Origin of the sequence: Hwanghaeella sp. 1Z406, assembly GCF_048892425.1 — a bacterium.
GTDB lineage: Bacteria > Pseudomonadota > Alphaproteobacteria > UBA8366 > Aestuariispiraceae > Pacificispira.
In genome coordinates this window covers 583,259-609,976 of record NZ_JBLZHU010000002.1, presented here as the reverse complement: position 1 = coordinate 609,976, position 26,718 = coordinate 583,259, and the positions used below count along the sequence as shown (strand labels likewise).

At 56.3% G+C, this 26,718-nt stretch carries 21 protein-coding genes; 2 read left to right on the top strand and 19 right to left on the bottom strand.

Annotation, left to right across the window (positions count from 1 at the left end; all coding sequences use genetic code 11):
* Positions 1 to 24 precede the first annotated feature (24 nt).
* The 9 genes from ACOSDR_RS07245 to ACOSDR_RS07205 all read right to left on the bottom strand — a co-directional run bounded on the left by ACOSDR_RS07245 (position 25) and on the right by ACOSDR_RS07205 (position 11,878).
* The gene (locus ACOSDR_RS07245) at positions 25 to 1,023 is read right to left on the bottom strand and encodes a TRAP transporter substrate-binding protein (protein WP_420730807.1); all 999 of its coding nucleotides are present in this window, start codon (positions 1,021 to 1,023) and stop codon (positions 25 to 27) included.
* A 48-nt stretch (positions 1,024 to 1,071) separates the two neighbouring features.
* A complete protein-coding gene (locus tag ACOSDR_RS07240; protein ID WP_420730806.1) occupies positions 1,072 to 2,988 on the bottom strand; it encodes a TRAP transporter large permease subunit in 1,917 nt (638 codons plus the stop codon).
* Complete coding sequence (locus ACOSDR_RS07235) at positions 2,972 to 4,786, bottom strand: gamma-glutamyltransferase family protein (RefSeq protein ID WP_420730805.1); 1,815 nt, start codon at positions 4,784 to 4,786, stop codon at positions 2,972 to 2,974. Before ACOSDR_RS07235 ends, ACOSDR_RS07240 begins: the two co-directional genes overlap by 17 nt.
* Positions 4,787 to 4,885: 99 nt before the next feature.
* On the bottom strand, positions 4,886 to 5,572 hold the full coding sequence (locus tag ACOSDR_RS07230) for a FadR/GntR family transcriptional regulator (protein WP_420730804.1): 687 nt from the start codon (positions 5,570 to 5,572) through the stop codon (positions 4,886 to 4,888).
* A gap of 80 nt (positions 5,573 to 5,652) precedes the next feature.
* The gene (locus ACOSDR_RS07225; protein ID WP_420726284.1) at positions 5,653 to 7,497 is read right to left on the bottom strand and encodes a TRAP transporter permease; all 1,845 of its coding nucleotides are present in this window, start codon (positions 7,495 to 7,497) and stop codon (positions 5,653 to 5,655) included.
* Positions 7,498 to 7,601: 104 nt separating this feature from the next.
* Positions 7,602 to 8,597 carry a TAXI family TRAP transporter solute-binding subunit gene (locus tag ACOSDR_RS07220; protein WP_420726283.1) on the bottom strand — a complete coding sequence of 332 codons (996 nt, stop codon included), beginning with the start codon at positions 8,595 to 8,597 and terminating at the stop codon, positions 7,602 to 7,604.
* 161 nt (positions 8,598 to 8,758) lie between these two features.
* Positions 8,759 to 9,751, bottom strand: a complete 993-nt coding sequence (locus ACOSDR_RS07215; protein WP_420726282.1) for an ABC transporter substrate-binding protein — start codon at positions 9,749 to 9,751, stop codon at positions 8,759 to 8,761.
* Positions 9,748 to 10,953: a Gfo/Idh/MocA family protein gene (locus ACOSDR_RS07210; protein ID WP_420730802.1), complete on the bottom strand. Its 1,206-nt coding sequence runs from the start codon at positions 10,951 to 10,953 to the stop codon at positions 9,748 to 9,750. The genes ACOSDR_RS07215 and ACOSDR_RS07210 overlap by 4 nt, the downstream gene beginning before the upstream one ends.
* The gene (locus ACOSDR_RS07205) at positions 10,943 to 11,878 is read right to left on the bottom strand and encodes a PDR/VanB family oxidoreductase (protein WP_420730801.1); all 936 of its coding nucleotides are present in this window, start codon (positions 11,876 to 11,878) and stop codon (positions 10,943 to 10,945) included. The genes ACOSDR_RS07210 and ACOSDR_RS07205 overlap by 11 nt, the downstream gene beginning before the upstream one ends.
* Positions 11,879 to 12,033: 155 nt before the next feature.
* Here ACOSDR_RS07205 and ACOSDR_RS07200 point away from each other — a divergent pair, with 155 nt between their 5' ends.
* Entirely contained in the window at positions 12,034 to 13,308 is a 1,275-nt protein-coding gene (locus ACOSDR_RS07200; RefSeq protein ID WP_420730800.1) for a Rieske 2Fe-2S domain-containing protein, read from the top strand.
* 92 nt (positions 13,309 to 13,400) lie between these two features.
* Here ACOSDR_RS07200 and ACOSDR_RS07195 read toward each other — a convergent pair whose 3' ends face one another.
* Entirely contained in the window at positions 13,401 to 13,949 is a 549-nt protein-coding gene (locus ACOSDR_RS07195; protein WP_420726278.1) for a MarR family winged helix-turn-helix transcriptional regulator, read from the bottom strand.
* A 172-nt stretch (positions 13,950 to 14,121) separates the two neighbouring features.
* A complete protein-coding gene (locus ACOSDR_RS07190) occupies positions 14,122 to 15,399 on the bottom strand; it encodes a 4-aminobutyrate--2-oxoglutarate transaminase (protein WP_420730799.1) in 1,278 nt (425 codons plus the stop codon).
* A gap of 149 nt (positions 15,400 to 15,548) precedes the next feature.
* On the opposite strand from ACOSDR_RS07190, the gene ACOSDR_RS07185 reads away from it, so the two are divergent.
* Positions 15,549 to 16,130, top strand: coding sequence for a cupin domain-containing protein (locus tag ACOSDR_RS07185; protein WP_420730798.1), 582 nt, complete (start codon positions 15,549 to 15,551; stop codon positions 16,128 to 16,130).
* 132 nt (positions 16,131 to 16,262) lie between these two features.
* Here the strand turns inward: ACOSDR_RS07185 and ACOSDR_RS07180 are convergent, their stop codons facing one another.
* The 8 genes from ACOSDR_RS07180 to ACOSDR_RS07145 all read right to left on the bottom strand — a co-directional run bounded on the left by ACOSDR_RS07180 (position 16,263) and on the right by ACOSDR_RS07145 (position 26,651).
* Positions 16,263 to 17,171, bottom strand: a complete 909-nt coding sequence (locus tag ACOSDR_RS07180) for an NAD(P)/FAD-dependent oxidoreductase (RefSeq protein WP_420730797.1) — start codon at positions 17,169 to 17,171, stop codon at positions 16,263 to 16,265.
* Complete coding sequence (locus ACOSDR_RS07175) at positions 17,161 to 17,625, bottom strand: Rrf2 family transcriptional regulator (protein ID WP_420726274.1); 465 nt, start codon at positions 17,623 to 17,625, stop codon at positions 17,161 to 17,163. Before ACOSDR_RS07175 ends, ACOSDR_RS07180 begins: the two co-directional genes overlap by 11 nt.
* Before the next feature lie 225 nt (positions 17,626 to 17,850).
* Positions 17,851 to 18,783, bottom strand: a complete 933-nt coding sequence (locus ACOSDR_RS07170) for a glutaminase (RefSeq protein ID WP_420726273.1) — start codon at positions 18,781 to 18,783, stop codon at positions 17,851 to 17,853.
* Positions 18,776 to 20,287, bottom strand: a complete 1,512-nt coding sequence (locus tag ACOSDR_RS07165; protein ID WP_420730796.1) for an aromatic amino acid lyase — start codon at positions 20,285 to 20,287, stop codon at positions 18,776 to 18,778. Before ACOSDR_RS07165 ends, ACOSDR_RS07170 begins: the two co-directional genes overlap by 8 nt.
* A gap of 1 nt (position 20,288) precedes the next feature.
* On the bottom strand, positions 20,289 to 21,296 hold the full coding sequence (locus tag ACOSDR_RS07160; RefSeq protein WP_420726271.1) for an ornithine cyclodeaminase family protein: 1,008 nt from the start codon (positions 21,294 to 21,296) through the stop codon (positions 20,289 to 20,291).
* A 340-nt stretch (positions 21,297 to 21,636) separates the two neighbouring features.
* Entirely contained in the window at positions 21,637 to 22,191 is a 555-nt protein-coding gene (locus tag ACOSDR_RS07155; RefSeq protein ID WP_420730795.1) for a hypothetical protein, read from the bottom strand.
* Positions 22,192 to 22,201: 10 nt separating this feature from the next.
* Entirely contained in the window at positions 22,202 to 23,782 is a 1,581-nt protein-coding gene (locus tag ACOSDR_RS07150; protein WP_420730794.1) for a PepSY-associated TM helix domain-containing protein, read from the bottom strand.
* 490 nt (positions 23,783 to 24,272) lie between these two features.
* A complete protein-coding gene (locus ACOSDR_RS07145; protein WP_420730793.1) occupies positions 24,273 to 26,651 on the bottom strand; it encodes a TonB-dependent siderophore receptor in 2,379 nt (792 codons plus the stop codon).
* Positions 26,652 to 26,718: the final 67 nt, after the last annotated feature.

The following is a 26,718-nucleotide window of genomic DNA, read 5'->3' as shown; positions in this document are numbered from 1 at the left end:
CAAAACCCCAGACCCGACCCTCATTTACTTGGTATTCACAATGGTTTCGATTTTTTCGATCCCACCGACCTTATCGGCATAACTGGCCCAGAACGGTGCCATCGCCTTTTGCCATTCGGCGGTATCCTGTTCGACCACCGTTGCGCCCATTTCAACAGCTTTCGCCAGGGATTCTTCCTGTTCCCCAGCAGCCAGACCATTGAAATAGGGAATCGCTTCCGCTGCGGCTTCTTCCAGCGCGGCTTGCTGTTCCGGTGTCAGCGATTCCCAGAACGGCATGCTCATATACATCACGCCCAGCGCCCAGATATGGGATGTTCTGGCAAAGTTTGGCACGACTTCGTACAATTTCAGCGCTTGATAGCCCGACATGGTCATATCCATGTAATCCACCACACCGGTTTCCAGCGCATTATAGGCTTCTGTAATCGGAACCGGCGTTGGGCTGGCTCCAAGTGACTCCCACAAGGCAATGTGCAGCGGGCTTTGAATAACCCGCATCTTCAATCCTTTCACATCGTCCGGACCAGTAATCTTGGCCTTGGAAATCACATGACGTGCGCCATAGGTGATGAAGCCAAAGGCTTTGAAACCCTGTTTTGCGAACAGGTCCTTGAACTCATCCCCGATTGGGCCAGCCATCACCTTGTCGATATGGGCCTGGTCGCGGAAGATGAATGGCATGTCGAAAAGAGACGTTTCCGGAACCCATGTGGACATATTGGCCAGGGTTGATATCCCTGCCTGAATGGAGCCCAAACGGACGCCTTCGACTTCCTCTTTCTCACCACCCAAGGCACCGTCCGGGACGATGTTAAAGGTGATCTGACCCGGAATCTTCTTCTCGACCAATTCATTCATCTTGGTCCAGATCTTGCCTTGCGGCTTGTCTATTCCATAGATAACACCGACCGTGATCTGTGTTGGATCCGCCTGAGCGACCCCGGCCCAGGTCAGTGATAATCCCATCGCCACGGCCAGCAACAGCCCCGGTCCTGTCTTCAGTGTGCGTCTAACAAACATCCCTCTGCCTCCTAGTGTTGTACCTGTGAATATCTGGCTTTTCCGTCATTAGTTTCCTTGTAAAAGCCAACCAAGACCGAGCGACACCGCGGGTACGTAAGTGATGATCACCAAGGCGATCAACAGCGCGCCCAACAGGGGATACATCGCACGGAAAACGTCATGCACCGGCGTTTTTGAGATCGCCGATGAAATAAAGACCAACATACCAACCGGGGGCGTTAAACCACCCAACATCAGATTAACGACCACAATCAGACCGAAATGGATCGGATCTACGCCCATGCTGACCATAACTGGCATCAATAGTGGCGTTAAGATCAGGATCGCTGCGCCAATATCCAGGAACATGCCAAAAAACAGCATCAGCACATTCGCCAGCAACAGCACGATATAGGGATTATCCGACAGGCCGGTGATCAGTGCCGACAGCGATTGAGGAATCTGTTCTGTTACCAGAACGAAGGTGAAAGGCGCCGCCGCACCGATTAAAAGGCCAACCATCGCCGCTTCCACCGCTGCCCCACGCAAGGTCTGCCAAAGTTCCCGCCAGGTGAATGTACGATAGACCGCAATCCCTAAGACAAAGGCATAGGCAACCGCCAGAACACCAGCCTCTGTCGGAGTGACAACGCCGCCGCGAATCCCACCGATGATCACGATCGCCAACCCCAGAACCGGCAGCGCCTTGATCCCGGCGCGTCCCCGATCGGACCAACTGGCGGCCTGATTGGCGGTGCCATAGCCCCGCATCCGGGCAATTACATAAATACACAGCATCAGACTGGCGCCCATCAACAGGCCAGGGACAACACCTGCCAGCCACAAACTGCCAACAGAAAGATTCGCGACCGACGCCAGAATCAACAGGGCGATAGAAGGCGGAATGACATTGGGCAATGTCGCAGCCGCCGCCGTGACGGCACAGGAAAAGCCCGGCGAATAGCCATGCTTGACCATCTGCGGCACCAACAGCTTTGTGCCCAACGCAGCTTCCGAATAGCTGGACCCGCTGATTCCGGCATAAAAGCCGCTGGACACGATGTTCACCTGTGCGAAGCCACCGCGCAAATGCCCTACCAGCTTGAAGGCGAAATCCATCAGGCGTGACGTCAGCCCCCCCACATTCATCAACGCCCCTGCTGCGATGAAAAACGGGATCGCCAATAACAGGAACTTACTGGACCCATTCACCATCGTCTGAACCACGGCGGCGGGGGGCATTACCGCACCAGCGGCATTGGCGGCAAAGGCTGCAAAAATCATGGCGAAAGCAACCGGCGTTCCAATCGCCATGGCGACCAGAAAGCTGACAATCATCGTGGTGCCGGGATCAAGGCCCTTAAGGCTGACCAAGCCTCCTGGCTGCAACAGAAAATACAGGCCAAAGGCAAGCGCGATGCTGATGATCCCGCGCCAGGGGCGTTTCCCCTCATCCAGACCTTGCAGCGCCAAATACAAAAGACCCAACGCGCTGGTCACGGGGATCAGTGCAAACTTAACCCAACTTGGCAGATTAAGGGCGTAATTCACGCCACCGACCGCATCAATCAAGGTCATCCCGCCCAACAACAGCATCACCGTCGCATAGGCGATGATCAAATCGCTGAGAAAGCCAGCCGCCGTCTGCAATGGTACCGGCAGCCGTTCGACCAGAAACTGAATCGACAGATGCGCCCGCCCTCTATGCGCCAGGGGAACCGCCAGAAAGATCACGCCAATGAAAAGCCATTGCGCCGCCTCCCCGCCCCAGGTCAGGGAATTGTTGAAGCCATAGCGTCCGATAACATTGGCCAAAACAATCAGAATCAACGCGATCAGCGCCAGCGTTGCCGCCCCGCCAATGACGCTATCGAAAAACCCGAGAATCCGTTGAGCCGCCAACCGTAATCCCGTCGCAGATTGCCCGCTGTTTGCATCCCGCTCTTTTGTGTATCCAGACAGGGCGTCATCGACCAACGGCATAGCCCAGCCCTCCTCTTGGATTTGCGGCCGCCCGCACGCGGCCATCTGGGTCTCGCGCAGCGGCGGTCAGACGGCCTTCCGACCAATCATCGCCAATGCTTAAATCGTGGCCCCGATGCTTCAGATCATCGCATACCTGGGAACCAAACCGACCCTCAACCACCAGGCGACCGGGTGAAGCATGGCGGGGATAGAACGAATTGGGCCAATGTTCGCTATGAAACGAAGGGGCTTCTATCGCCTCTTGAAGGCCTATTTTATGCACCAGATGCCGGATCAGAAAAGCCGCTTGCCATTGATCCTGCTGGTCCCCACCCGGTGTGCCACAGGCAAGATATCCCCGACCGGCCTTATCCAGAACAAGCGTTGGCGTCAGTGTGGAGCGCGGGCGTCGATCCGGTCCCAAACCCGATGGGGCGACAGGGTCCAGCCACATCATCTGTGCCCGCGTTCCAAGGGGAAATCCCAGAGACGGAATGGCGGGCGAGGATTGCAACCACCCACCGGATGGGGTTGCTGACACGATGTTCCCGGCAGCATCGATCACATCGATATGACAGGTATCCCCGCTGACGCTGGCACGATAGCCCAGCGCTTCAATCGATTGAACCGTCGGCTCCCCGCCGCCATAGGCGGCCAGCAAGCCGGTTTCCCGTTTGCGGGCACAGGCGGCGGCATAATCGATCGGTGCGCCACAGCCTGCAATATTGCCCGGTCGCCAATCATTGCAGGCCCGCGCGGAGATCTCGTCACGCCGCAAGGCCGCATAGTCTTGTGACAACAATCGGTTCATCGGGACACGGGCGGTTTTTGGGTCCCCGTAGAATACTTCCCGATCCGCGAAGGCCAGTTTCAAGGCTTCGGTCACCCGATGCACAAATTCTGCCCCATTGGGGTCCAGTGCCGCCATCTCTTGGGCCGGCAACAAGGCCAGCGCTTGCAACAGAACAGGCCCCTGCGTCCAGCTATCGCATTTCAGCACCTGATAGCCTGCATACTCCAGCGACAGGGCTGGTTCGAACCAGGCCCGCCAACCCGCCAGATCTGACCCCCGCAACAATGCGCCATTCACCTGACCAGACACATCCATCACTTCTGTCTGGCGGCAAAAGGCATCAATTTCCTGGGCGACAAAACCATCGGACCATATCGCACGGGCGGCTTCAATCTGTGCCAGCCGATCCGATCCGACCGCTTCTGCTTCATCCAAAAGACGGTGAAAAACGGAATACAAAGTTGGATTGCGCAGCAATTCCCCTACCGCCGGGACCGTACCATCAGGAAGAAACACCTCCACTGAGGTCGGCCAGTAGCGCTGAAAAACGGATTGTGCCGCCACAAGCGTGGCATGCAGGCGGCCATCCACAGGGACGCCCCGATCCAGATAGTCCAATGACGGTTCAATCACTGTGCGCAGTGGTAATGTTCCCTTTTCCGCCAAAAGCAGCATCCAGGCATCAAATGCCCCGGGCACCACGGCAGACAGTAAACCTGTCCCTGGAATGCGATCCAGACCTAGGGCGCGTATCGCGTCTATCGTCGCTGTTTTTGGTGTCGGCCCCTGTCCGCATACGGCCTGCGCGCGCCCATCGGCGGCATCATAAACCAGCATTGCAACATCCCCGGCGGGACCATTCAGATGGGGGGCCACCGCTTGCAGCACGAAGCCACCGGCCACAGCCCCGTCAAAGGCATTCCCCCCCAGTTCCAACATGCGCATCGCAGCTTGACTGGCAGCGGCATAGGTCGACGTCGCGACGCCGAACCAACCCTGTACCTCTGGCCGTGACACTTGCATGCTCACTCTCCAGCCTTTAATTGATCCAATTTTGAACCAATGTGACGATTTAGTGAACCAATAGTGACGCAATCCTAAAATAATTCCAACAGGAATCTGTCATGTAATCATTAAATTTGTCCGAACTCGGCTCAGATGGCTTAAAATCGCCTCCCTGGCCTGTTCTCCATCACGACGTACCAGGGCTTGAACAATGGCCGTATGATCCTGTTGGTAAATCTGCCGACGCTCGTCGGTCAACCCGCGGCGGCGCAATCCAAACCAGGCCGGGGATTGCCGGGCCTTATGAATCCCTTCGACGATTGTGATCAGATATTGGTTCTTTGACGCCTCAGCGATGGCCCGATGCAGTTTATTGTCCCAATATTCGAATTCCGCCATGGTTTCTGATTTTGCACCGGCGGCAAGGATGTCTTCCATAGATGCCAGTTCTGCATTGCTGGCACGAATGACAACCAGCTTCGCCAGCAAGGGCTCAATCAGCAAACGTGCCTCCATAACCTCTTCCGGGTTCACGGTGCTGGCGTCAGGGTCAGAAACGCTCGATACGCCAGGCGGCGCACACGCAAAAGTGCCCCGCCCGACATGGCGGTCGATCCAGCCATCCTTGACCAGTTGCAGCATTTGTCGGCGCACCGTGTTGCGGCTGATGGCGAATTGATCCGCCAGCTCGCGCTCCGTCGGTAACTGTGTCCCGGGGGGCCAATGCCCCTCCAGAACCTGCGTTTCCACAAATTGACGCAACGCCGCCAGGGCCTTACGGGCATGCCCCCGCATATCGGACATCGGATCACCCTTTAATGAACCATTACTGGACCATTGTGATCCATCTATCCGATAAATGCCACTGTTTCTTTATCGCGTCCTTAGGACAAAACATACTGCGACAGGGGACGAATGAAAATTATCAGCAAGCCCGCAGCCCCCAAAAGTACCCGAACCGGGGCATTGAGACGCTGTTTCCAATAACCTTCCTGGGCGATGACGAACAAGGTCAGACCGACAGCTGTAAACACTGTGGCCATAATGATCCCGATCACACTGCCCTGCAGCAGCAATGCCTGATCAAAGACAAAGGCAAAGGGGATCAGGAAGGCACCGATGGCAATACGCACAGCCGCCCCTGCAATCTTCATCGGGGCCTCATCCGCGATCGCACTGGCGGCATAGGCCGCTACGGCAACGGGTGGTGTCAGGGCGGACATCACCGCAAAATACAGCAGGAACAAATGCCCGGCCATCAGATCAATCCCCAGATCATGCATGACCGGGGAAATCAGAACCGCCGCCAGAATATAGGCGCTGGGCGTTGGCATACCCAGTCCCAGAAGAATGGTCAGCCCTGCCGCGACAATCAGGGAGATCAGGACGTCCTGATTGGAAATCAGAAAAACCAGTGTCCCGAATTTGGAAGCCAGCCCGGTCATGGTGATGCCGCCAATGACCAGTCCCGCTGCTGCGCAGGCCCCCGTGACGGCAACCATCTTAATGCAGGTATCAGACAGGATATCGAACACCTTGGCCGGGGTTAACCGGGTGCTGCGCCGGACCATGGACACCGCAAGAACAGTCAATGTCCCATAAATTGCGGCATAGGTGGGCGTATACCCATTCACCAGGGCCCAGGTAATAACGACCAGAGGTACCAGAAACAGGCCACCCTCTTTCATGGTTTGCATCAGGGCTGGAATTTTCGACATATCCATACCCTGCAGGTTTTCCTTACTGGCCCGCAGATGAACCTGCATATAGATCGGCAGATAGTACAGAATCGCCGGTATCAAGGCCGCAATGGCGATATCGATGTAAGGAATGCCGATCTGCTCTGACATGATAAAAGCAGCAGCGCCCATGACAGGCGGCACCAGGCTGCCCCCGGTTGAGGCTGCGACTTCGACGCCCCCGGCAAAGGCGGAATTATAGCCAAGCCGTTTCATCATCGGGATGGTGACCGACCCCGTGGTCACAACATCAGAGGTCGGGCTGCCGGATATCGTTCCATACAAGCCAGAGGAGATAACGGCGATCTTTGCCGGTCCGCCCTTTGACCCACCCGTCAATGACGCTGCGAAGTTAAAGAAGAAGTCCGCTCCACCTGTTTTAGAAAGTGTCGTCCCAAACAGAACAAACAGAAAGGCATAGGTCGCAGCCACCCGGATCGGCACACCAAACAGGCCGTCGGTTGTAAACACCATGATATCCAGGAAATGCTCCAGGGTGATTTCACCGTGGCTCAAGGGACCGGACAACTTGTCGCCAAACAGGTTATAGGCGATGAAGGCGATAACAATAAATGTCAGCCCCAGGCCAACCGTGCGTCGCATCGCCTCAATCGACAAAATGATCAATGTCAGGGATGCCAGAACATCCAGGTCAGACAAGGGATCCAGCAATGTGATCCGTTGTGAAATGGTATCACTTTCTGTCACGAAGTAAGCGCCACAGGCAAAAGCAGCCGCCGCCAGAATCCATTCATAAAATGGAAACTTATCCGGGTTGGACTTTGTTGTCGGCGTGATCAGGATGAAGGTTAAGACCAGCATCAAAGATAAAAAGGTAATGGTCAGGGGTAAAATATCGGTTCGGGAGAACCCTGCCGCATAAATCGTCCAACCGGCCACCACAGCGGCATAGACTTTTGTGACCAGGGCAAGGGTCCCAACAGGGCGTCTGCGCAGACCGGTATCAAATGCAATAGAGAGAAAAGACACAGCTTTGTTCCAAACCTGAGATGCGGATGTGATAGTCGATTTGAGGATGCACACCCCCGCCAAACCAAACCGGTTCAACGGGGGTGCAGACGTCCCTATCTAGATTACTGCAGGCCTTTTGCCTTAAAGACAGCAGCGGCGGCCGGGTGATACGGCGCAGCCGTTCCAGACGCCATCAGCTTGGCATCCAAAGACCCCATCGCTTTATGAACACTGCTGACCTGATCGGCATGATCGGCCAACGCTGTGGCCAAATCCTCGACCAACTTGGGGTCCGCGTCTTCCCGCACGAAAAGCTGGGCGGAAACCGTCACCGTCAGCGTATCGTCCGGTGCCCAGGGATAGGAACCGCCTTTGATTACGAATTCACTGATATTCCATTCCTTGGCAACGGCATCAGCCGTTTCCTTTTGAACCGGCACCAGCTTCAGATCAATTGCGGAAGCCAGCTCCCGGATCGACCCATGACCCACGAACAAAGAATTCAGAATTGCATCCGCCCGACGGTCACGCATCAATTCGCCCTGTTCCTTGGACGCGGCATAGGTCACACCGCCACCCCAGGATTCAATGTTTTCAGGAGACGCACCCACCGTTGTCAGCATCGTCGCCCCAATATCACTGACCACATTACCTTTTCGATTTAACAGGATCTGGATCGGCAGTTTCTGGGTCGCGATGTCTTCCATCGTATTGATGTTATGCTCGGTCGCATAGTCCTTGTTCACCAACAATTGCATCGGTGCCCAGGTATACATAACCGCCAGGGTCCGCATCGAATCGACCGGGGCCTTGAAAGGCTCGGCCCCCGCCAGCGCTGATTTCACCTCAGCATCATGAATGATGGCGATATCACATTTCTTTTGATCCAACTGCACGACATTGGCAAAGCCGCCGCCAGAGGTTTGATAGGTAACCGTCGAACCAGGGAATGCGGCCTTGACTGCATTGTCGACACCAGCACCCAACAGAGACCACAGGCCCCCAGGGCTGGCGCCACATAAGGTCAGGTTATAGGCCGCATTGGCCGGCGCAGATGCCAGCGCCGCCCCAGCAACAACCGATAGTGCAAGCAGACTCGTTTTGATGGATTTTCTCATTCTATCCTCCCAATTGAGCCCGTAATCCGGGCTATTATTTGCTGCCGGAGTATCCGGTCAGCTCCATCGCCATCGGTTCTTCCGACGGACATATTATTAGATATCTAATTATTACTGTAGGCTGGCTTTTTTAGGCCTGTCAATTTACCAAACGCCTCCCCCTACAAACTGTAGGCCTCGTAGGTTGATGGATGAAACAACTCTTCGACCGTCACACGCCTTGGTGACAAGCCCTGGCGGTGATGTTGCTCCAGGAAATAGTCCAAAACCTTGTAGTTTGACGCGGTGCCGTAAGACCAGAAATCCGGGCCTATTAGTGCCCTGGCCCGTTGCAGCGTATCTTCCACGAACGGCATGGTTACCTTAGTCGCGGATGTATCATCCAAGGCCGATTGCGACAGCGCCTTTGCCTGGGTAAAGGCCTTCTGGAACGCCCCCGGAAGCCAGGGATGGTCTTCGACCAAGGATCGGCGCAATCCCAGTAAATGCATGATCGGGAACAGCTGTGTGCGCTTGTAGTACTCTTCCGCGACCCCAACAGTATCTTCAAACAAGCGCCCAACACGGGGGTCGCCTTCGTTAAAGCTGCGCGGCCAACGGGGACCGACGAAGGCATCGATCTCCCCTTCCGCCAACATATGGTTCAGGGTCGCCCCCTCAGGCGCCTGCTCCAGCTTTACATCTGCGGGCAGGTCAATTTTCAGTTTCTCCGGGCGACCCGCTGTATCCATGCCACCCCGCACCCATTGGACGTCAGAGGGTTTTACACCGTATTCATCCTCCAGAATCGCGCGTACCCAGACATTGGCGGTCAATTGATATTCCGCGATTCCGATGCGCTTACCGATCAGATCCTTCGGCGTCTTAATGCCCTTGGTCGTATTGATATAGATCGACGTATGACGGAAGGCCCGCGAAAGGAACACCGGAATGGCGATGTAATGGGGGTCGGGCCGCGTCAGGCTGACAACATAGGAGGAAAAAGAGATTTCCGACGCATCATAGGCCTGATGCCGAAAGGCACGGAAGAACATTTCTTCTGGAACCTGCAACATGCAGACAGGATCAACACCATCGATCTGCACGCGCCCGTCGTAAATCGCACGGGTTCGGTCATAATCCCCCATCGCGATGGACAGCTGTAGTTTACTCATATCTGATTTTTCCTCTCTTCTGTGCGGCGCACGGGAACCTGATGGTGCATGCGAATATCTGTGCCAGCTTCTGATGATTGCAGTATCCCATGACACACTTCCAGGCTGGCAAGCCCCCATCTGGCATCCTGGATCGGGCTCTGTGATTGCCGAACCGCAGCAACCAGAGACTCCATCACACCCTTGCGGGGGATGGCATCCAAAGGGGTTGATAAGAAGTCACTCTGTGTATGCCCATAGACCCAAACTCCATCAGGGGTCAGACGCAAATCGGCCCCGTCGCAACTGACCAAAATCGTTCCGAAATGTTCATTATGGGCCGGAACAGCCGGGTCTGGAGAGGCCCCAAAAGTGCGCTCTGTTTTCAGACGGATTTCATCCTGGGGCGTTTGGACCGATTGCAACGCCTTGCGCGCCTTGCCATAGGCCGTGGGATCGGTGTCATGGCCCAATTCCCCAATCCAGTCACAGAATTCATCACTGTTGAAATGGGCAAAACCGGAATAGGTCAAACTGGCAAACGCCCCTTGCGCAAAAGTCAAATGGGCGGAATAAGCGCATTCGGTGGGTCGTTTATCATCCCATTGTCCGGTTGTCGCCCGCACGGTGGAGACCATGCCGCCTGCCAATAAGCGCACAATATCAATCTGGTGCACGCCCTGACTGAAGATCACGCCGCCCCCTTCCGATGTCATCAGTTCTTCCGGTCGGCGGGGGCGATACAGAAAATCCGTGTAATTCAACGCATGCACCATGCGCACCTGACCCAGGCTGCCGCTGTCAATCAAAGCGCGCGCCTTCAGGACCGGCGCGTCGAAGCTGTGGCTGGGCCCGACAATGACAATCTTTCCGGCACGCTCTGCTGCCTGGGCAATCGCCTCCCCATCTTCCAGAGTGACGCATAACGGCTTGTCGAGCAGCACATGTTTACCCGCCATAACCGCGCAAGTGGCGTGGGTGCGATGCATCTGGTGCGGGGTTGCGATATAGATCGCATCCAGTGTCGGGTCTCCACACAAGGCCTCAACACTGTCATAGGCAGCCCCGCCAAAGCGCTGCACAAATGCAGTGCGTGACGATTCCCGAGGGGCCGCACAGGCGGCCAATTCCACCCTGGGATCATTTTCAAAGCTGGGCAGCATCAGCATAAAGGCGCGGCCCAGACCCGCCACGCCCAGCCGGATCGGTGGATCACAGGTCAAGGGTCAGGTCCCCTTCTTTGGCCCTGGATACGCAAATCATGATGCAGGATGATTTTTCCTCAGGCATCAAAACCATGTCGCGATGATCAACTGTCCCGGCGCTGTAGCGTGTCTTGCAGGTACCGCAGGTGCCACTTTCGCAGGAACTGACGGCAGACACGCCAGCCTCTCGCACTGTCTCAAGGATCGTGCGGTCTGCCGGCACGGTCAGGGTCTTGCCGGATTTGGACAGATGAACCTGAAAGGCCACATCATCGGCGCGCACAACTTCGACCGGTTTGAAATCTTCGAAGTGAACCGCAGATTCCGGCCAATGCCCGGTCATGCCGCGCACTTCTTCCATCAAGGGCTTCGGACCACAGCAATAGATATGCGTGTTCGATGGACGCTCAAAATGATCCCAGAAGTCATAGACCTGATCCAGGTCACCCATATCATGATGAATGATCACCTCCCCGGTAATCTCATCAGAATGCAGCACGTCCAGATAAGCCGCCTGATGTGCGGAACGTGTGCAATAGATCACCTGAAACGGTTTTCCCTCGGCACTCAACTGGCGCGCCATAGACAGGATTGGGGTGATGCCGATCCCGCCCGCAATCAGCAAATAGTTTGGTGCGTCCACCAGGGGAAAGTCGTTGCCTGGCTGATCTACCTTCAACGTGGAACCAATCTCGGTCTCTTCAACCATCGACCGGGACCCGCCCCGACTGTCTGGCTCATGTTTTACCGCGATGACATAACGGTGATGTTCTGTGGGGATATTGCTCAGCGAATAATGCCGCATCGCCTTGCTGGGTGTTTCCAACGACAGATGCCCGCCCGCCGTAAAAGGCGGCAGGCCTGACCCATCCGCAGCGGTCAGTTCAAATTCCCAAATGCCCTCGGCAATTTCCCGTTTGCCGCGGATCACCAAATCCATCATGCCAGAACGCCCATCCGTAACTATTTGTTTTTATGGCGTATCACCTCATTTTGGGTGATGCGTTTCCTCATCTCTTAGAAACACTCTAGACGGAAAGACTCGATTGCGCTAGTTTTTCTTAGATATCTAATAATAAAAAATTTGGAGGACACTAGATGCTAACATCAGAAGAAAATGATCTGCTGTGTCGGGTCGAAAATGACGCCCCGATGGGACAGTTGATGCGCCGCCATTGGGTTCCTGTTTGCATGTCTGAAGAAGTTGCAGAGCCAGATGGCGCGCCTGTGCGGCTGCGCATCCTGGGTCGGGAATATGTCGCCTTTCGGGACAGCGACGGTCGGTTGGGGGTTCTGGACGGGCATTGTCCGCATCGCGGTGCATTGCTGGCGCTGGGTCGCAATGAAGACTGTGGCCTGCGCTGCCTGTATCACGGCTGGAAAATCGATGTGGAAGGCACCGTCCAGGAGATGGCGTCGGAGCCGCCTGAAAGCGCCCTGAAGACAAAGGTAAAGCATGAGGCCTTCCCGGTGGAAGAGAGCGGGGGATTCGTCTGGGCTTATCTGGGGCCCCGCGACGCCATGCCTGCCTTTGAACCGCCCCCCTTCGCGGCCGATAAATCTGCACAGGTCAGCATTCTGAAAATCAAGATCCCCTGTAATTGGGCGCAAATTCAGGAAGGACAGATCGATTCCGCTCATTCCTCCTCTCTGCATTATTCTGATATGAAACCAGCGCGGGTCGGTGGCGCGGAAGCGGATGATAAAAGCTGGTATCGTCCCTCGACCGACAAATCTCCAAAACTCCAGATCGAACGGACGCCCTATGGCTTTCACTATGCGGCCATTCGTCGGCCCATCAAGAATGCCGCCACCCACAATTACATTCGGGTCACGGAATATCTGGCCCCCTTTGTTTCCCTTATTCCACCCAACAATATTTACAATGTCGCCAGCGTGAATGTGCCGGTCGATGATACGACGACGATGTTTTACTTCATCGCCTGGGGCAATCCGGAAACCTGCACCCCGACCGACGAATGGCGACGCTTCTGCCATGCGGTTCCAGGGGTGGATTTAAATCCTGACTGGTCCCCGATCCGCACATTGGATAACAATTTCCTGCAGGACCGCGACGCAATGCGCGGCGATGATAGCTTCACCGGCATTCCCGGTATTCCCAATCAGGACATCGCGATGTGGGTCGGCATGGGTCCCATTGTGGATCGCAGCAAGGACATTCTGGGGGCTTCCGACATGGCAATTGTGGAATTCCGTCGCCTGATGGTCGATGCCGCCAAAGTCATGGCCGAAACCGGCGAAGCCTTTGGCGTCGGTGCCACCCTGCAAGGCGTCCAATCCTATCAGGAGGTCATACCCAAAGAGGTCGATTGGCGCACCAAGGTCGCCCGGGAAAGCCAAGCCGCCGAATAAAGTCCGAGATTTCATATTTTACCCCTCCCTCCTTGAGGGGAGGGAGAAAACAGAGCCGCCCCCTCGTCAAAAAGGAAGGCGCCAAACGCCGTCTAAACAGCGTGGCTGCGGGTGGCTGGGACGGAGACGCCGTCGCGCAAGGCAGCGGCCTCGTCTTCATCCAGATTGCGCGCCATCACCAGAAGCGCAGCGCGCAAATCTGCAATTTGCTGTTCGCTCAACCCCCGCAAAGAGGTTTCATTCACATCCTCCGCCAGGGGTTGCAAAAGTTTGCGGGCATCCCTGCCTTCCTGGGTCAGGTATACCAGCAACCGCTTTCGATCTCCGGGGGGATGTTTACGTGTCAGATAGCCCAGCGCTTCCAATTTACGCAAGGCCGTATGGGTGGTGGGTTCCATCAGACCCGCGCGTTGACTGAGTTCCCGTTGGGACAATCCATCCTGTTCCCATAAGATGCGCAGGAAAACCCAGCCACCAAACTGCACCCCATGATCCGTTAGACGCAATTGCAGGGATCGCGTCACGCCACGCGCCACATATCGTACCAGATGCGCCATACGATCCTGGGCCAGATGCTCCGCCTCGCCCCCCGGGGTGACACCTGCTTTCAGCGCCGCTGCCGCGTCGATATCATCGGTCATAATGTTTCCAGTTTTCCTGTTTCTACCGCGCGAGTCGCAAAAAGGCCCATAAGCTCAGTATCATACACTTTTGCGGCGAAACAAGCTTAGATATCGAAGAATGGACGTAAAAGAAAAGGACCTGCAGCAGACATCCGATTGGATGGATGCTGCAGGTCCTTGCCGTCAAACTTTACGCAACGCGGGCTTCTTTGATCGACTCTTCCAGGATATTCAGGGCCTCACTGAAAACCGTATCCTGAATTGTGATCGGCGCCAGGAAGCGGATGACATTGCCATGAACACCACAAGTCAGAAGGATCAGGCCCTTTTCCAATGCCTTGGCGCGAACCCGATTGGCAAAATCGGCGCTGGGCAGGTTGGTCTTCACATCATTGAACTCAACCGCATTCATAAAGCCAGGCCCCCGGATATCGACAATTTCCGGCACGGAGTCCCGCAGGCTTTCCAGGCGCTGTTTCAAACGCTGGCCCAGCGAATTGGCGCGATCGCACAGCTTTTCCTCGTCAATCACGTCCAGAACCGCATTTGCCGCGGCGATGCCCAACGGATTGCCGCCATAAGTGCCACCCAGACCGCCCGGTGCGGGGCCATCCATGATCTTCGCCTTGCCGGTCACGGCTGCCAGCGGGAAACCACCCGCCAGGCTTTTCGCCATGGTCACCATATCCGGCTCGATCCCATAATGCTCCACCGCCAGCATTTTACCGGTCCGGGCAAAGCCGGTCTGTACCTCATCCACAATCAACAGAATGCCATGCTGGTCACACAAGGCGCGCAGGCTTTTCATGAAGCTGACCGGGGCCACGTAAAAGCCGCCTTCCCCTTGAACTGGCTCAATCACAATCGCTGCGACCCGGTTTGGATCAACATCCGCCTTAAACAACTTATCCAGGGCCGCCATTGAATCCGCTTCGGTCACACCATGCATTTCAACCGGAAATGGCGCATGGAATACATCTGCGGGCATCGATCCAAAGCCCAGCTTGTAAGGGGCGACCTTGCCCGTCAGAGCCATGCCCATAAAGGTCCGGCCATGGAACCCGCCGGTAAAGGCGATCACCGCATTCCGTCCGGTTGAGGCCCGCGCGATCTTGATGGAATTTTCCAGCGCTTCCGCCCCGGTCGTGACAAATATCGTCTTCATCGGTTCAGACGACGGCACCAGCGCATTCAATCGCTCAGCCAGGGTCACATAATTCTCGTAGGGGACGACCTGGTGGCAGGTATGGGTGAAACGATCCAATTGCGCCTTTACTGCCTCAATCACCTTGGGGTGACGATGGCCGGTATTCAGCACCGCAATGCCAGATGCAAAATCGATATAGCGATTGCCCTCCGCATCCCAAATTTCTGAGTTTTCCGCGCGCTCTGCATAGATCTGTGTCATCACACCGACCCCGCGCGAAATTGCATCTACACGCCGCGCTTCAATATCCTTGTTCTGCATTCTTTCATTCCTTTGGGTTTCGAGGGTTTAGAATGCCCCGCGTCGAAATTCACAGTCGACATTGCATAACAATTGCTCAATATATTTATCACCGAGGCGGTCCGTCCGCAATATCACCTTAGGGACAGGATGCAAGAAGGAGAGAGTGGGTGCGTGACGTGGATATCGGTGCAAGATTGAAGGCCTTTCGCGAGGCCCAAGACCTTTCGCAACGGCAACTGGCGCAAGTGGCGGGCGTTACCGGCTCTATGATATCCATGATCGAACAGAACCGCACCAGCCCCTCTGTCGCAACCCTGAAAAAGATCCTGTCCGGCCTGAAAATCTCTCTGGGCGCTTTTTTTGAAGAGACCCCGGCTGATGGCGTGAAATGGCATTTCACGCGCGCCGAGCTTGGCGAAATCAATCCAGAGATCAAACGCGGCGCCCCGCCAGAAGCCGCCAAGGCGATCAGCTTCTTACAAGTTGGCGGGGCTGGCACCAGCGCCTTGCAAATGCTGTATGAACATTATCCACCCGGTGCCGATACCGGCCCGGAATTATACAGCCACGAAGCAGAGGAGGCTGGCATCGTCATTGACGGCCAAATCGAAATCACAGTTGGCAGTGAAACCCGGCTGCTGAACACAGGCGACGCCTATCTGTTCAACAGCCGCCTGGCCCACCGTTTCCGCAATCCAGGCAACACCCCCTGCATCATCGTCAGCGCCTGCACCCCTCCGACATTTTGATCAAACGTTAAGTACGAGCTGCCGGCGGCGCTTTAAAATCGTGCATACACGCGCCATAAAGGACGCTGCGAGCGGATCTGATCCCGCAAAGAATTGCATGCTTCAACCGCCTGTTCGATCTAACGCATATATTCAAGCAGCGAGCGGCTCGAACACGAGCGACTGGTGCAGGAAAACACCGGCGGTCACGCCGTCGGCCGCTGCCCAGCTTGCGTTATGCGGGGCGCGTGCAATATCGCCCGCGGCATAGACACCGGCCACTGTTGTCTGCTTCTTCTCATCCGTGCGGATCATCGTGCCCAATGGCCCTTCATCCAAAGCGCAGCCGAGCTGTTCAGCGATATGGCTGTTAAGGCGCGAATTTGGGACGAGATACAACGCGTCGATCAGTGCCTCCCGCCCATCCGAAAGAAGCAGAGCGGACAGCCCCCCACTGTCACCCTTAAGCGCGTCAATGCGCGCCGCCTCGATCAAGACTTCACGCTTCGCCAGCTTTGCCTGTATCTCTTCGTCGGGCATTTCATTGCCATTGAGATAAAGGGTCGTCGGCCCCCAATCGGCGATGAGTTGAGCTTGATGTGCCGACATCGGCGCCGAATACAAAACACCCTGGCGCTTTCCAGCAAATTCGAAGCCGTGGCAATAGGGACAGTGAAGCACGCTCTTGCCCCAGCGCTCGGCAAGGCCAGGCACGTCTGGCAACACGTCGGAAACGCCAAAGGCAAGAACCAACTTGGAGGCCGTGAGCGTTTTGCAATTACTCACCGCGACTTCGAACCCGCCAGGCACCGGACGGGCGCCATCGGCTTCTCCGGCAATCATCTGAACGCTCGGATAGTGTTGCAGTTGTGTCCGCGCCGAGTTGATAATGACGCGGGGATCATGGCCGTCATGGCCGAAAAAGCCGTGCGATTCCGCCGCGAAGCGGTTGCGCGGATTGCCCGCATCGATAACGCAGACGGATCGTCGCGCTCGGGCGATATGAATGGCTGCGGAAAGCCCGGCAAAGCTTCCACCTATGACAATAGCATCAAGTTGCATGAATGGTCTCCAGATCAATAGTTATCCCGCTTGCCACTATGCGAGCGTGAAAATCAGCGCTGAGTTGCGCCAGCGTCACCGCGCCAAACCGCTCAAGTAGCAGCGCCTTGGCGTCGCGGAAAGCGTCGTTGAGCGCGGCATTCACCGACTGCTCGACAAGGCATCCCGGCGCTTCTGTCCGGTTACCCATGGCGAAGAGTTCAGGCTTTTCGAGCGCTTCGTAAACATCAACCAAGGTGATTGCGGCAAGTGGCCGGGCGACTGTCCAGCCGCCACCATGCCCCTTCTCGGACCGGACAAACCCGCGATCACGCAATCCCGCCAATATCCTTCGTATGACGACGGGGTTCGTGTTCATTGCCCGCGCCATGGCTTCAGATGTCACCGGACCATCTGCTTCGGCCATGTGCAGCAGGACGTGAAGAACACCTGACAGTTTGCTATTGCGTTTCATGTGACTTTATATGTTACGTGAAACGGAGAAGTCAAAGAGAAATTGTATTTTCGCAAGCCCGCTCCGCAACGCACCTGACTTGCAGTCGCTCCTAAGGATAAGAGATATGCAGAATAAGAATTCCGTCACGTCCGCGCTGGCGGGAGTCCAGGGCAACTCACATAGATCATGACAGCCGCCCCTAAGCCCCGGATCAAGTCAGGAGTAGCGGAGAAACAAACCTCCTCACCGATCTGCAGTGAAAACGGTCCAATTCATGGCGGTGGACAGGCGTTCCAGAGCGATGGTGCCCAGTTTGGAATTGCCGACTTCGTTCAGGCCAGGCGACCAGACGGCGATGGAGGCCTTGCCGGGAACGATGGCCAGAATGCCGCCACCGACACCGGATTTCCCGGGAATACCGACACGGAAGGCGAAATCGCCCGATGCATCGTAATGCCCGCATGTCAGCATCAGGGCATTGATGCGCCGCGCCCTGGCCTGGGACACGACATAGCCACCATCAGGATGACGCCCGTCCAGCATCAGAAACCGCCCTGCCAGGGCAAGCTGCTGGCAATTCATCTCTATGGCGCATTGATGGAAATAGGTGCCCAATACCCGGTCCACAGGATTTTCCAGATTGCCAAAGGCGCGGATGTAATTGGCCAATGCGATGTTGCGGAAGCCCGTTTCTGCTTCCGACTTAGCAATTTCCTCATTTATGGTAATGGTGTCGTCGCCGGACAGATACCGCATGAACCGGATGATCTCGCCAATCGCTTCCTTGGCATGATGGCCGGCCAGATTGACATCATTGATGACAATCGCCCCGGCATTGATGAAGGGATTGCGGGGAATGCCCTGTTCCCGTTCCAACTGAACGATGGAATTGAAGGCAGAGCCAGACGGTTCCCGCCCGACCCGCTTCCATAGGTGATCGCCAATCTTGCCCAGCGCCAGGGTCAGCGAGAAGACCTTGGAAATTGACTGGATAGAGAAACCGATATCGGCATCGCCGCCGGTCAGCATCTCCCCCTGTGCGGTCGCTACGGCGATGGCGAAACGGGACGGGTCCGCGCTGGCGAGCCCTGGAATATAGGTTGCAACCTTCCCCCGATCTGGGATGGCACGCATATCCGTGACGATCTGGTCGATTATGCCCTGTAGGTCATTCACGATTGGGGCCTTGAAGATCGCCGGTCGCGATGCGGTGCGCCAGCGTCATAATATCCCCCCCAAGCGGTCGATCATCTACCAAGGGGGCGGAGGTTTCGCGAATCCGCGCCAGGCTGGCGGTCAGCCAGGGGCCCATCTGATCCGCTGCGCCGCGCAACTCCACCGCCTGGGCCGCGACGATCAGTTCAATCGCCGTCAACATTCTTGCATGGTCAACCACCTGTGCCAACGCGCTGACCGCCGTGGGAGAATTGGTCAGACAATCTTCCACCCCATTGGCATTGATGCTGGGCCACAGGGCGACCGGCTGCGCCGCATGCTGCACTTCCGACAGCAGCGATTCCACAACCTTCATCACCGGCGCAAAACCATTGGATCCGCTTTGCGATTTTGCCAGGAATGTCGGTAGATTGCTGAATACCGGATTTAAGTGTTTTGACACCCGCGCGACCTGAGCCACCGTGACATGCACGAAAGCCCGGCTGATCGCTTCAATAACGTGAGTCAGTTCCGCGGTGAAATAGGCCCCGCCCGACACGATCCGATCTTCTGCCAGCAATGTCACCGGATTGTCACTGGACCCGTTGAGTTCAATTTCCACCGTGATCCGCGCGACATCCAGCGCAGCCGCCAGCGCCCCGTGGATCTGGGGAATGTTGCGCAGAGAGATCGGATCCTGCAAACGCCGGGCGGCTCCTTCCTGATACAACAGGCTGCCTTTTAACTTCGCATGCAGGTCCGCCGCGGCACGGCTTTGGCCCGGCAGGGGCTTTGCTCCCAAAACACCGTCGGAGATCGGGGCCAGATTGGCGCGAAACGCCTCCATCGACAGAGCCCCGGCTGTTTGCAGTGCATCGAAGACGGTTTCCGCCTGTGACACGGCAAGGGCCGCAGCGCCAGCGGCACAACTTGAGTGATTGGCCAGGGCCAGCCCATCGCGGGGGCCCAGAACCAGCGGCTCTATGCCATGGTCCCGCATCATTTGTACGGCAGGTCCAGTCTTGCCATCAGCGTTCTGCATTTCCCCCTGCCCGGTCAGACACAGGCCGATCGTGGCATTGCGGATCAGATCCGCCGCCCCGATGGAGCCCAAGGACCCCACCACCGGCGTCAGCCCCGCATTCAGGCAGGCCAGTAAGTGATGGGCAACAGCGGGACTGGCCCCGGAATACCCCTTCAGCAGTGTATTCAGCCGCACGATCATGCTGGCCCGGATGTTTTCCACCCGGTCGGGCGGCCCCACTGCATGGGCGCGACCCAGCAGGGTCTGTTGCGAAAAATCCGCCAGGGTCTTGGCATCCAGGACTTCTGTCACCCGCGCGCCCAGGCCCGTAGTGACGCCATAGACCGGAACCTTATCCTCAATCGCCCGGTCGATCAGGCCGCGCGCCCTTGCCATCTCTGAAAGGCCCGCCGGATCCAGATCCAGCAGGCGCCCCATGACCGCTGCTTGGGCCAGGTCTTCAATGGTAAGGGATCGGCCATCCAGAACCAGCGGGGTCATATCAGTCTTCCCGATAGAGCAGGTTCTGCGTCACACCCATTTTGCGGGCCTTTTCCAGAATGGCGGCCCCCAGCGCGATATCACCCGTCGACATGCCGCGATGCCAGAACAGGATCGTCTCCTCATCGGACTCACGGCCCGGCTTCAGGCCGGCGGCAATTTCACCGATTTCCGCATAAAAGCTTTCTTCTGTGATCTTCCCGGCATTGATTTGCGGGCGCAGCGCGCCCAGGCTTCCGGCCCGCATTTGACCCAGATCATCCATCACGAATTTATCGAACCCGTCGGTGAAATCCAGCGGCAGGCTGCTCATCGTGCCATAGGGAACGACCAGCGTGCCGGGCTTGACCCAGGACCGCTGAAACATCGGTGTAGGTTCGTTCAGCCGGGTGGCTTCGATCATGATATCAGCGTCTTTCAGACAGGTTTCCCAATCTTCCGTGACGATTACTTTCTTGCCCAGATCCCGGCTCAGCTTCTCGCCAAAGGCATCGCGGCTTTCCTTGCGGCGGGAATGGACGCGGATTTCTTCGAAATCAAACAGATGATCCAACAGACGAACATTCCAATAGGCCGTGCCACGGGCCCCAACATGACCCAGCACGCGCGGGTTCTTCGGTGCCAGCCATTTCGCGCCCAGCGCCGTCAAGGCGCCCGTGCGCATATCGGTGATCCCGGCAGCATCAATCACAGCCTTTGGCATGCCGGTGCGAGGGTCGAACAAATTCAGCAGCGCCAGTTCCGACGGCAGTCCCTGCTTATAGTTATCGACATAATCGCCGACGATCTTCACCCCGGCATAGCCCAGCGGCTCAACATAACCACGCAGCACGTTGAAATGGCCATTAAAGGCGGGGTCTGGCGTCAGATGCATGCGGGGTTCAATCACTGTTTTGCCCTGCCCGGCTGCGATCAATCCCTGTTCAATCGCCGCCAGTATTTCCTCATCCGTCAGCGCAATCGCATCAATGTCCGCCTTGCCCAGATACTCAATCTCATGCCGTGCCATACCAAATCCCTAAATTGCCATACGTTGATTTCGCAAGCGCTAGAAAGCAACGAAATCATCGTCATGTCAAAGTGATCAGCGATATTTTTTTGACGGTTTTGATGATCCGACCGGATCATCACAATCGGGAAGGAAAGCACGCGCAGAAACCGGACCGATAAGAAGTAAAGGGGCAGCAGGCTGGCTGGCGATTTGGCTGGCGTGCCGGCTGCGTGACGACCAAGCGGGTCAACCGGCCAAAGCCGAAATCCCAATGCGAGGTGTCACAACTTTTTGCCCTAGTGCGCCCGCTCTGACGCTTCTGTTGACGGAAGATATGGATAAACGCACAAGGAAAAGGTCATTGTCCCACTGCCTCGCGACCGAGTAATCGTTCTTGAACCTTGAGTGTGTTTCGGCCACTGGTCTCGACATCGATGGCTTGGAGGCGTTGCGGCGCAGATTTTATTCTTTGAACCTCGGATTCCAGTTGATTGATCCGTGCTTCCAGTGCGGCTATGCGTTCGGTGCCGTCTCGAAGGAATACGGTGACCGCACGAGCGCTCCGCGCGGCCGAAACGAAGCTCGACCAGCCAAGAACGGTGATGCGGCCTGTTCTGTTCAAACAGGCTTGGGCTGTTGCGCGCCACGCCTCGGCGCGCGCCGGGTTTGTGGCGGCGACTCCCCAGCCGACGACGGTTAGCCCGCCCAGCCAGATGGTGAATCCGGCACCGTTCCCCGACATCAGGAGCCATATGCCCGGCACCGACAGGATGAAGAGGGACGACCACACCCGTCTGCGCTTCTCGTATGGGGGACGACCAAACACGCGCCGACGTTTCGGGTCCGTATGGGCGAGATAGACGAGGACGGCTGTGCTTATACAAAGCCCGGCGATGACGGTGAGGGTATCCATGTATCCTCCGTCATTCCGCCGGTGTCGGTTCGGGTGTCGGAAGCGCGTGCATCCGCCGTGCCCACCACACAAGGCCCGCCCCCAAGAGGAGCAGCGTCAGGTCGACCGACAGCACGGTGCCTTGACCCTGAGCGATGGCGGTCGCCCAGTCGAGGCCGCCGGTCGCCATTCGGACGACAGGCAGCAGGATCAGGCCGATACCCAAAAGAAGACGATAGAACCGGCGCAAGCTGTCTTCGTCCCTCGCCACGAACCCCGGCACCACGCCCGGTGTGAGCCCGATCAGGAAGCCGGCCGGGGTCCACCAAAATTCATCCGCCGCTGCCCCGAGCGCCAGGAAGTAGGCATAGGCGCACATGAGCATGGCTACCGGGAGACCGTAGCCGACGACGGTCACCGCACGCCCGAAGCGCTGCCACAGGGGCTCGTCTTCGCGCCGGCGCACCCACAGCCGGAGGCCCGAGATCACCACGAACGCCATGGCGGAACCCAACCCAACCCAAACGGCTTTCGACAGCACGCCGGCGAAATCACCGGTATGCAGGGGCCACATCAGTCCATTGATCAATGACCCGCTAGACGGTAGCCGGCCAACGTCTGGTTTGAAATATTGGAACGCGCCCGTGGTGCCGTCATAGACGGTCTGCTTGTAGACTAGTTCACCAGACGGAGCTGGGTGATATATCCGCACCACAGCATCTCGGCGTCCGTAGTTCTTGATCGAGATGAAATTAACAGGCGCACCCGCACGCATGGTCGAGTCGGCTATCATTTCATCCAGACTTGCGAGCCGCGCAGAGCTTGGATCCGACATAACCAGTGGCGCGTATAGCGTTTCGCTCGCCTTGTCCTGGTCGCCGCCGAAAGCGGTCTCGAGCAGTAGCGGATAGACTACCGTCCCCGAAAAACTGAAGTACGCTCCTGTGAATCCAAGAAGAAAAGCGAAGATAAGGCCCCAAGTACCTGCTAGTACGTGGCGGTCGCGGAATGACACAAGCCGTTGTCCACTACGTTCGGGAACGAACAGATCGCGGATCATGTGCCGATGCAAGATCAAACCGCTGATCCCAGTTGAGATCATCAGAAGCCCCAGCACGCCTGTCAAAATCAATCCCCAAGGCGAGGGCACATACAATTGGACATGTAGATCGACTAAGAAGTGTTCAAGCGCGCTGTCGACGTACCAATGGGTGTCGTGGTAGACGAAGCCGTCGCGCCTCTGGAGCAGTTCACCCGTGTCTGCATTGAGGATGAACATGCTCCCATAAGCCTCATTCCAACCAGTGGCGGAGTTCAGCACGTTGGCGTGCGGGAACACGGTTAATTCGCCGCGAATGCCGTCGTTGATACTGATCTCCCTCTGATAGCCCTTGCTCATCTTGTCGATGAAAGGCCGTACCTTGGCGTCCAGGCCCGGACCAAATGGATGTGAATGGCTCGTGCCACCGATGGACCACACCTCTAGTTCATGTGCGAACACAACTACGATGCCGGTCAATACGACGGCATAGAGCAGCAGTCCAAGGACAGTTCCGGACCAACCGTGCACAGCCATCAGACGTTTCAACTGCGTTTGCGTGAAAGCAGTCATGAGTAGCCTCTTTCTCGACCCCATTCCCTGGAATGGAAGAGGAATTGGATCGAGCATTGCGTCGATCCTCTCCTCCCTTGATCCAAGTGAGAAGGTCGGTAAGAGGGGTGGCTGAGCGAGGATATCATCACACCCATCCCGCAATGGCGAATACGCTTAGCAAACCACATACAGCGATGATGCCGGCCGTTATCGTGGCGCAACGGAGTAGGTTTTCGTCCACGCATGCATACGTGAACAGCAGCCCCCAGACCAATGGCGCCAAGATCGTCGGCCAAGCGACATGGTTCACTCCGGCCACGCCTTGCGGAAACCAAACAGGCATCGACATCGTGATCAGCAACGCTGCGACCACCTCTCCCGGACCGGCTAGCAACCAGCGGATAATGGTCGGATGGGCTGCGACGGCCCTGCGAAGGTAATCTAGGGATCGGAAAGGTTTGGCTATCACGCCGGCCCGCCATACCACTTCTTGGCTCGCCATATCTTATTACCAGCGGTATGTGATGTTTGCTGTGACTGTCCGGCGGCTCCCGAAGAAGCAGTTTCTATCACTGCTTCTGCACGTTGATATGTACTCTTTATCGAGTAGATTGGCCGCATTGAGGGACAGTCGGAAACCTTCGAACGTTCCATTCGGCACGTCATAATGTAGAGCGGCGTCAAAAATTCCGTAGCCCGGAACCGTCAGCGTATTTGAGCTGTCGAGCGTTGAGCTTGCATATCTATAGCCTGCACCAAGACCGAAGCCATCCAGCGCACCGCTTTGCGCTGAATAATCTGCCCAGATAGAAAACAGGTGCTTTGGAACTCCATAAGGGCGAAATCCTAGTGTTCCATCATTACTCTTTGTAATCTCAGCGTCGGTGAAGCTATATGCGCCTGTCAGGTTCAATTCTTCTGTAACGTTATGTTTAATTTCCAGCTCTACACCTCGAGATCTTATTTCACCAGTCTGTGTACGAAAGCCGGGGTTGTTGGGGTCCGCTGTCGGCAAATTTTTCTGAGTTAACTCAAACAGAGAAACTGTGGCGAGAGTGTTCGAGTTTTCTGGTTGAAATTTAACACCAATCTCATACTGCGTACCTGTGGTCGGCGCGAACGGATTTCCGCCTGCGTCAGTTCCGCCAATCGGATCGAATGACTCCGCATAGCTGATGTAGGGTGCGACTCCGTTGCCGAAGAGATAGGTTAGTCCCGCATGCCCGGTAAACGCAGAATCCCTCTGTCGCGTGGTTGAGCCGGAGAAGTTGTTAGTAGTGTCAATCCCCGCCCAGTCATGTCGTCCACCAAACGTTAGTATAAATTTTTCATAGAACTTTACTTGATCCTGAACGTAGACGCCGACTTGGTATGAATCCTGATCTTGGTCCAGATACGGTGATGGTACCGTAATCGACTGTCCATAGACTGGGGAGAACGCATCGAGGCCAGGCGCGGCGCCATCAGCAAAGACTTGCGCTAATGCTGTTTTCTTGTAGTCCGCTCCTACGAGCATCGTATGAGAGGTGGGGCCGAAGTCAGCTCGAACTTGCGTATTTGTATCGGTGGTCAATGACCAACTATTTTCATCTGCCACGAACACGCGCCGCTGCAGCGTTCTATTGTCTGCTAGGAATCTCAAAGAATAAACATCTTTATAGTTCAAATCGGAATGGGTGTATCTCAGGTCATGGTTAATTTCCCAACCACTATTAATATGATGATTAAGATCGTATCCAAGGGAGTATTCCGAGATTACGAACTTGTCGAAATCCGGTTCCCCGGTGTTTAGGTTTGACGAAATGGTTCCATTTGGATTTGAAAATAGAGTGCCAGAAGCTGGCAAAAATTGTGCATCTACCGTGTCGTCTTTCTGATAGCTGCTCAGAATAGTGAACGTTGTGTCTTCCGACGGATTCCAGGTGAAAGCCGGAGCCAGGTAGAGTCGCTTGTCGTCTGTAAAATCGATTTGCGTATGGCCATCTCGAACCAGACCTGTGAAACGAACTAGGAGGTTTTTTGCATCATCGATCGGCCCACCAATGTCGAACTTTCCGCCATGCTGACTGAATGTTCCTGCCTCTCCACCAACTTCCGAATGAAACTCGTCCATTGGGCGTTTGGTGACAAGATTGACGATGCCTCCAGGGTTGCCTGAGCCGTATAGTGTCGATGCTGGTCCTTTGAGTACCTCCACGCGTTCGAAACCATAAACTTCATGGTTTGCAAAAGCGTAGGACCCGGTTTCGCCCCGCATTCCGTTGACGTAAGTATCCCCGGAGAACCCCCTTATCACGAAATCGGAACGGCTCAGATCCACGCCACGTTGTTCTGTCGCTACGCCTGATGTGTAGCGCAGTGATTGATCAACCGATTGGATGTTCAAGTCAGATATTTGGTCTGCAGTTATTACGGAGATGGACCGCGGCACTTCGATCAATGGCGTATCTGTCTTTGTTCCGGTCGCGCTGCGGTGAGCGACATACCCTTCGACTGGGCCATAGGCCGATTCCGCCTGACCCTCTACGGTGACGGGGTCCAGTACAATTGTCCCGTCCTTGCCTTGTGCAAGTTTTTCGATGGCGACAGTCGATCCCGACATGGTGTAAGTGAGACCGCTGCCGGCGAGGAGTTGGCGGAGGGCTTGCTCGCTTGTCATTATGCCCTGCACGGCGGGGGCGGAGACGTCTCGTGCCACTGTGCCGTCGACCGTGACTTGGACGCCGGATTGTTGGCCAAAGGCGACCAGGGCGTCGGTCAGGGGTTGGGCCGGAATGTCAAAGTTTTGCTCGCCTTGGAGCTGGGCAACTTTGGGCGTCGCTGCCATGGCTTGTTGTGCCAGTGCCGGGGAAACGACAAGGGTCGTCGCCAGAGCCGTTGTCACCATCAGCGCGGCGGCCAGAACCTTTCCCCGATTGCCAACGCATGCCGTTTTATTCACCCCCACCATCGCA

What these genes read in the sequence shown, in the direction of transcription:
- ACOSDR_RS07245 (WP_420730807.1), bottom strand. Translation starts at nt 1,023, where the DNA reads ATGTTTGTTAGACGCACACTGAAGACAGGACCGGGGCTGTTGCTGGCC.
- ACOSDR_RS07235 (WP_420730805.1), bottom strand. Translation starts at nt 4,786, where the DNA reads ATGCAAGTGTCACGGCCAGAGGTACAGGGTTGGTTCGGCGTCGCGACG.
- ACOSDR_RS07195 (WP_420726278.1), bottom strand. Translation starts at nt 13,949, where the DNA reads ATGACCGATGATATCGACGCGGCAGCGGCGCTGAAAGCAGGTGTCACC.
- ACOSDR_RS07205 (WP_420730801.1), bottom strand. Translation starts at nt 11,878, where the DNA reads ATGATGGATTTGGTGATCCGCGGCAAACGGGAAATTGCCGAGGGCATT.
- ACOSDR_RS07215 (WP_420726282.1), bottom strand. Translation starts at nt 9,751, where the DNA reads ATGAGTAAACTACAGCTGTCCATCGCGATGGGGGATTATGACCGAACC.
- ACOSDR_RS07155 (WP_420730795.1), bottom strand. Translation starts at nt 22,191, where the DNA reads ATGGATACCCTCACCGTCATCGCCGGGCTTTGTATAAGCACAGCCGTC.
- ACOSDR_RS07200 (WP_420730800.1), top strand. Translation starts at nt 12,034, where the DNA reads ATGCTAACATCAGAAGAAAATGATCTGCTGTGTCGGGTCGAAAATGAC.
- ACOSDR_RS07190 (WP_420730799.1), bottom strand. Translation starts at nt 15,399, where the DNA reads ATGCAGAACAAGGATATTGAAGCGCGGCGTGTAGATGCAATTTCGCGC.
- ACOSDR_RS07240 (WP_420730806.1), bottom strand. Translation starts at nt 2,988, where the DNA reads ATGCCGTTGGTCGATGACGCCCTGTCTGGATACACAAAAGAGCGGGAT.
- ACOSDR_RS07220 (WP_420726283.1), bottom strand. Translation starts at nt 8,597, where the DNA reads ATGAGAAAATCCATCAAAACGAGTCTGCTTGCACTATCGGTTGTTGCT.
- ACOSDR_RS07160 (WP_420726271.1), bottom strand. Translation starts at nt 21,296, where the DNA reads ATGGCACGGCATGAGATTGAGTATCTGGGCAAGGCGGACATTGATGCG.
- ACOSDR_RS07150 (WP_420730794.1), bottom strand. Translation starts at nt 23,782, where the DNA reads ATGACTGCTTTCACGCAAACGCAGTTGAAACGTCTGATGGCTGTGCAC.
- ACOSDR_RS07165 (WP_420730796.1), bottom strand. Translation starts at nt 20,287, where the DNA reads ATGACCCCGCTGGTTCTGGATGGCCGATCCCTTACCATTGAAGACCTG.
- ACOSDR_RS07230 (WP_420730804.1), bottom strand. Translation starts at nt 5,572, where the DNA reads ATGTCCGATATGCGGGGGCATGCCCGTAAGGCCCTGGCGGCGTTGCGT.
- ACOSDR_RS07175 (WP_420726274.1), bottom strand. Translation starts at nt 17,625, where the DNA reads ATGAAACGCAATAGCAAACTGTCAGGTGTTCTTCACGTCCTGCTGCAC.
- ACOSDR_RS07180 (WP_420730797.1), bottom strand. Translation starts at nt 17,171, where the DNA reads ATGCAACTTGATGCTATTGTCATAGGTGGAAGCTTTGCCGGGCTTTCC.
- ACOSDR_RS07145 (WP_420730793.1), bottom strand. Translation starts at nt 26,651, where the DNA reads ATGGTGACAACGGCTCTGGCGACGACCCTTGTCGTTTCCCCGGCACTG.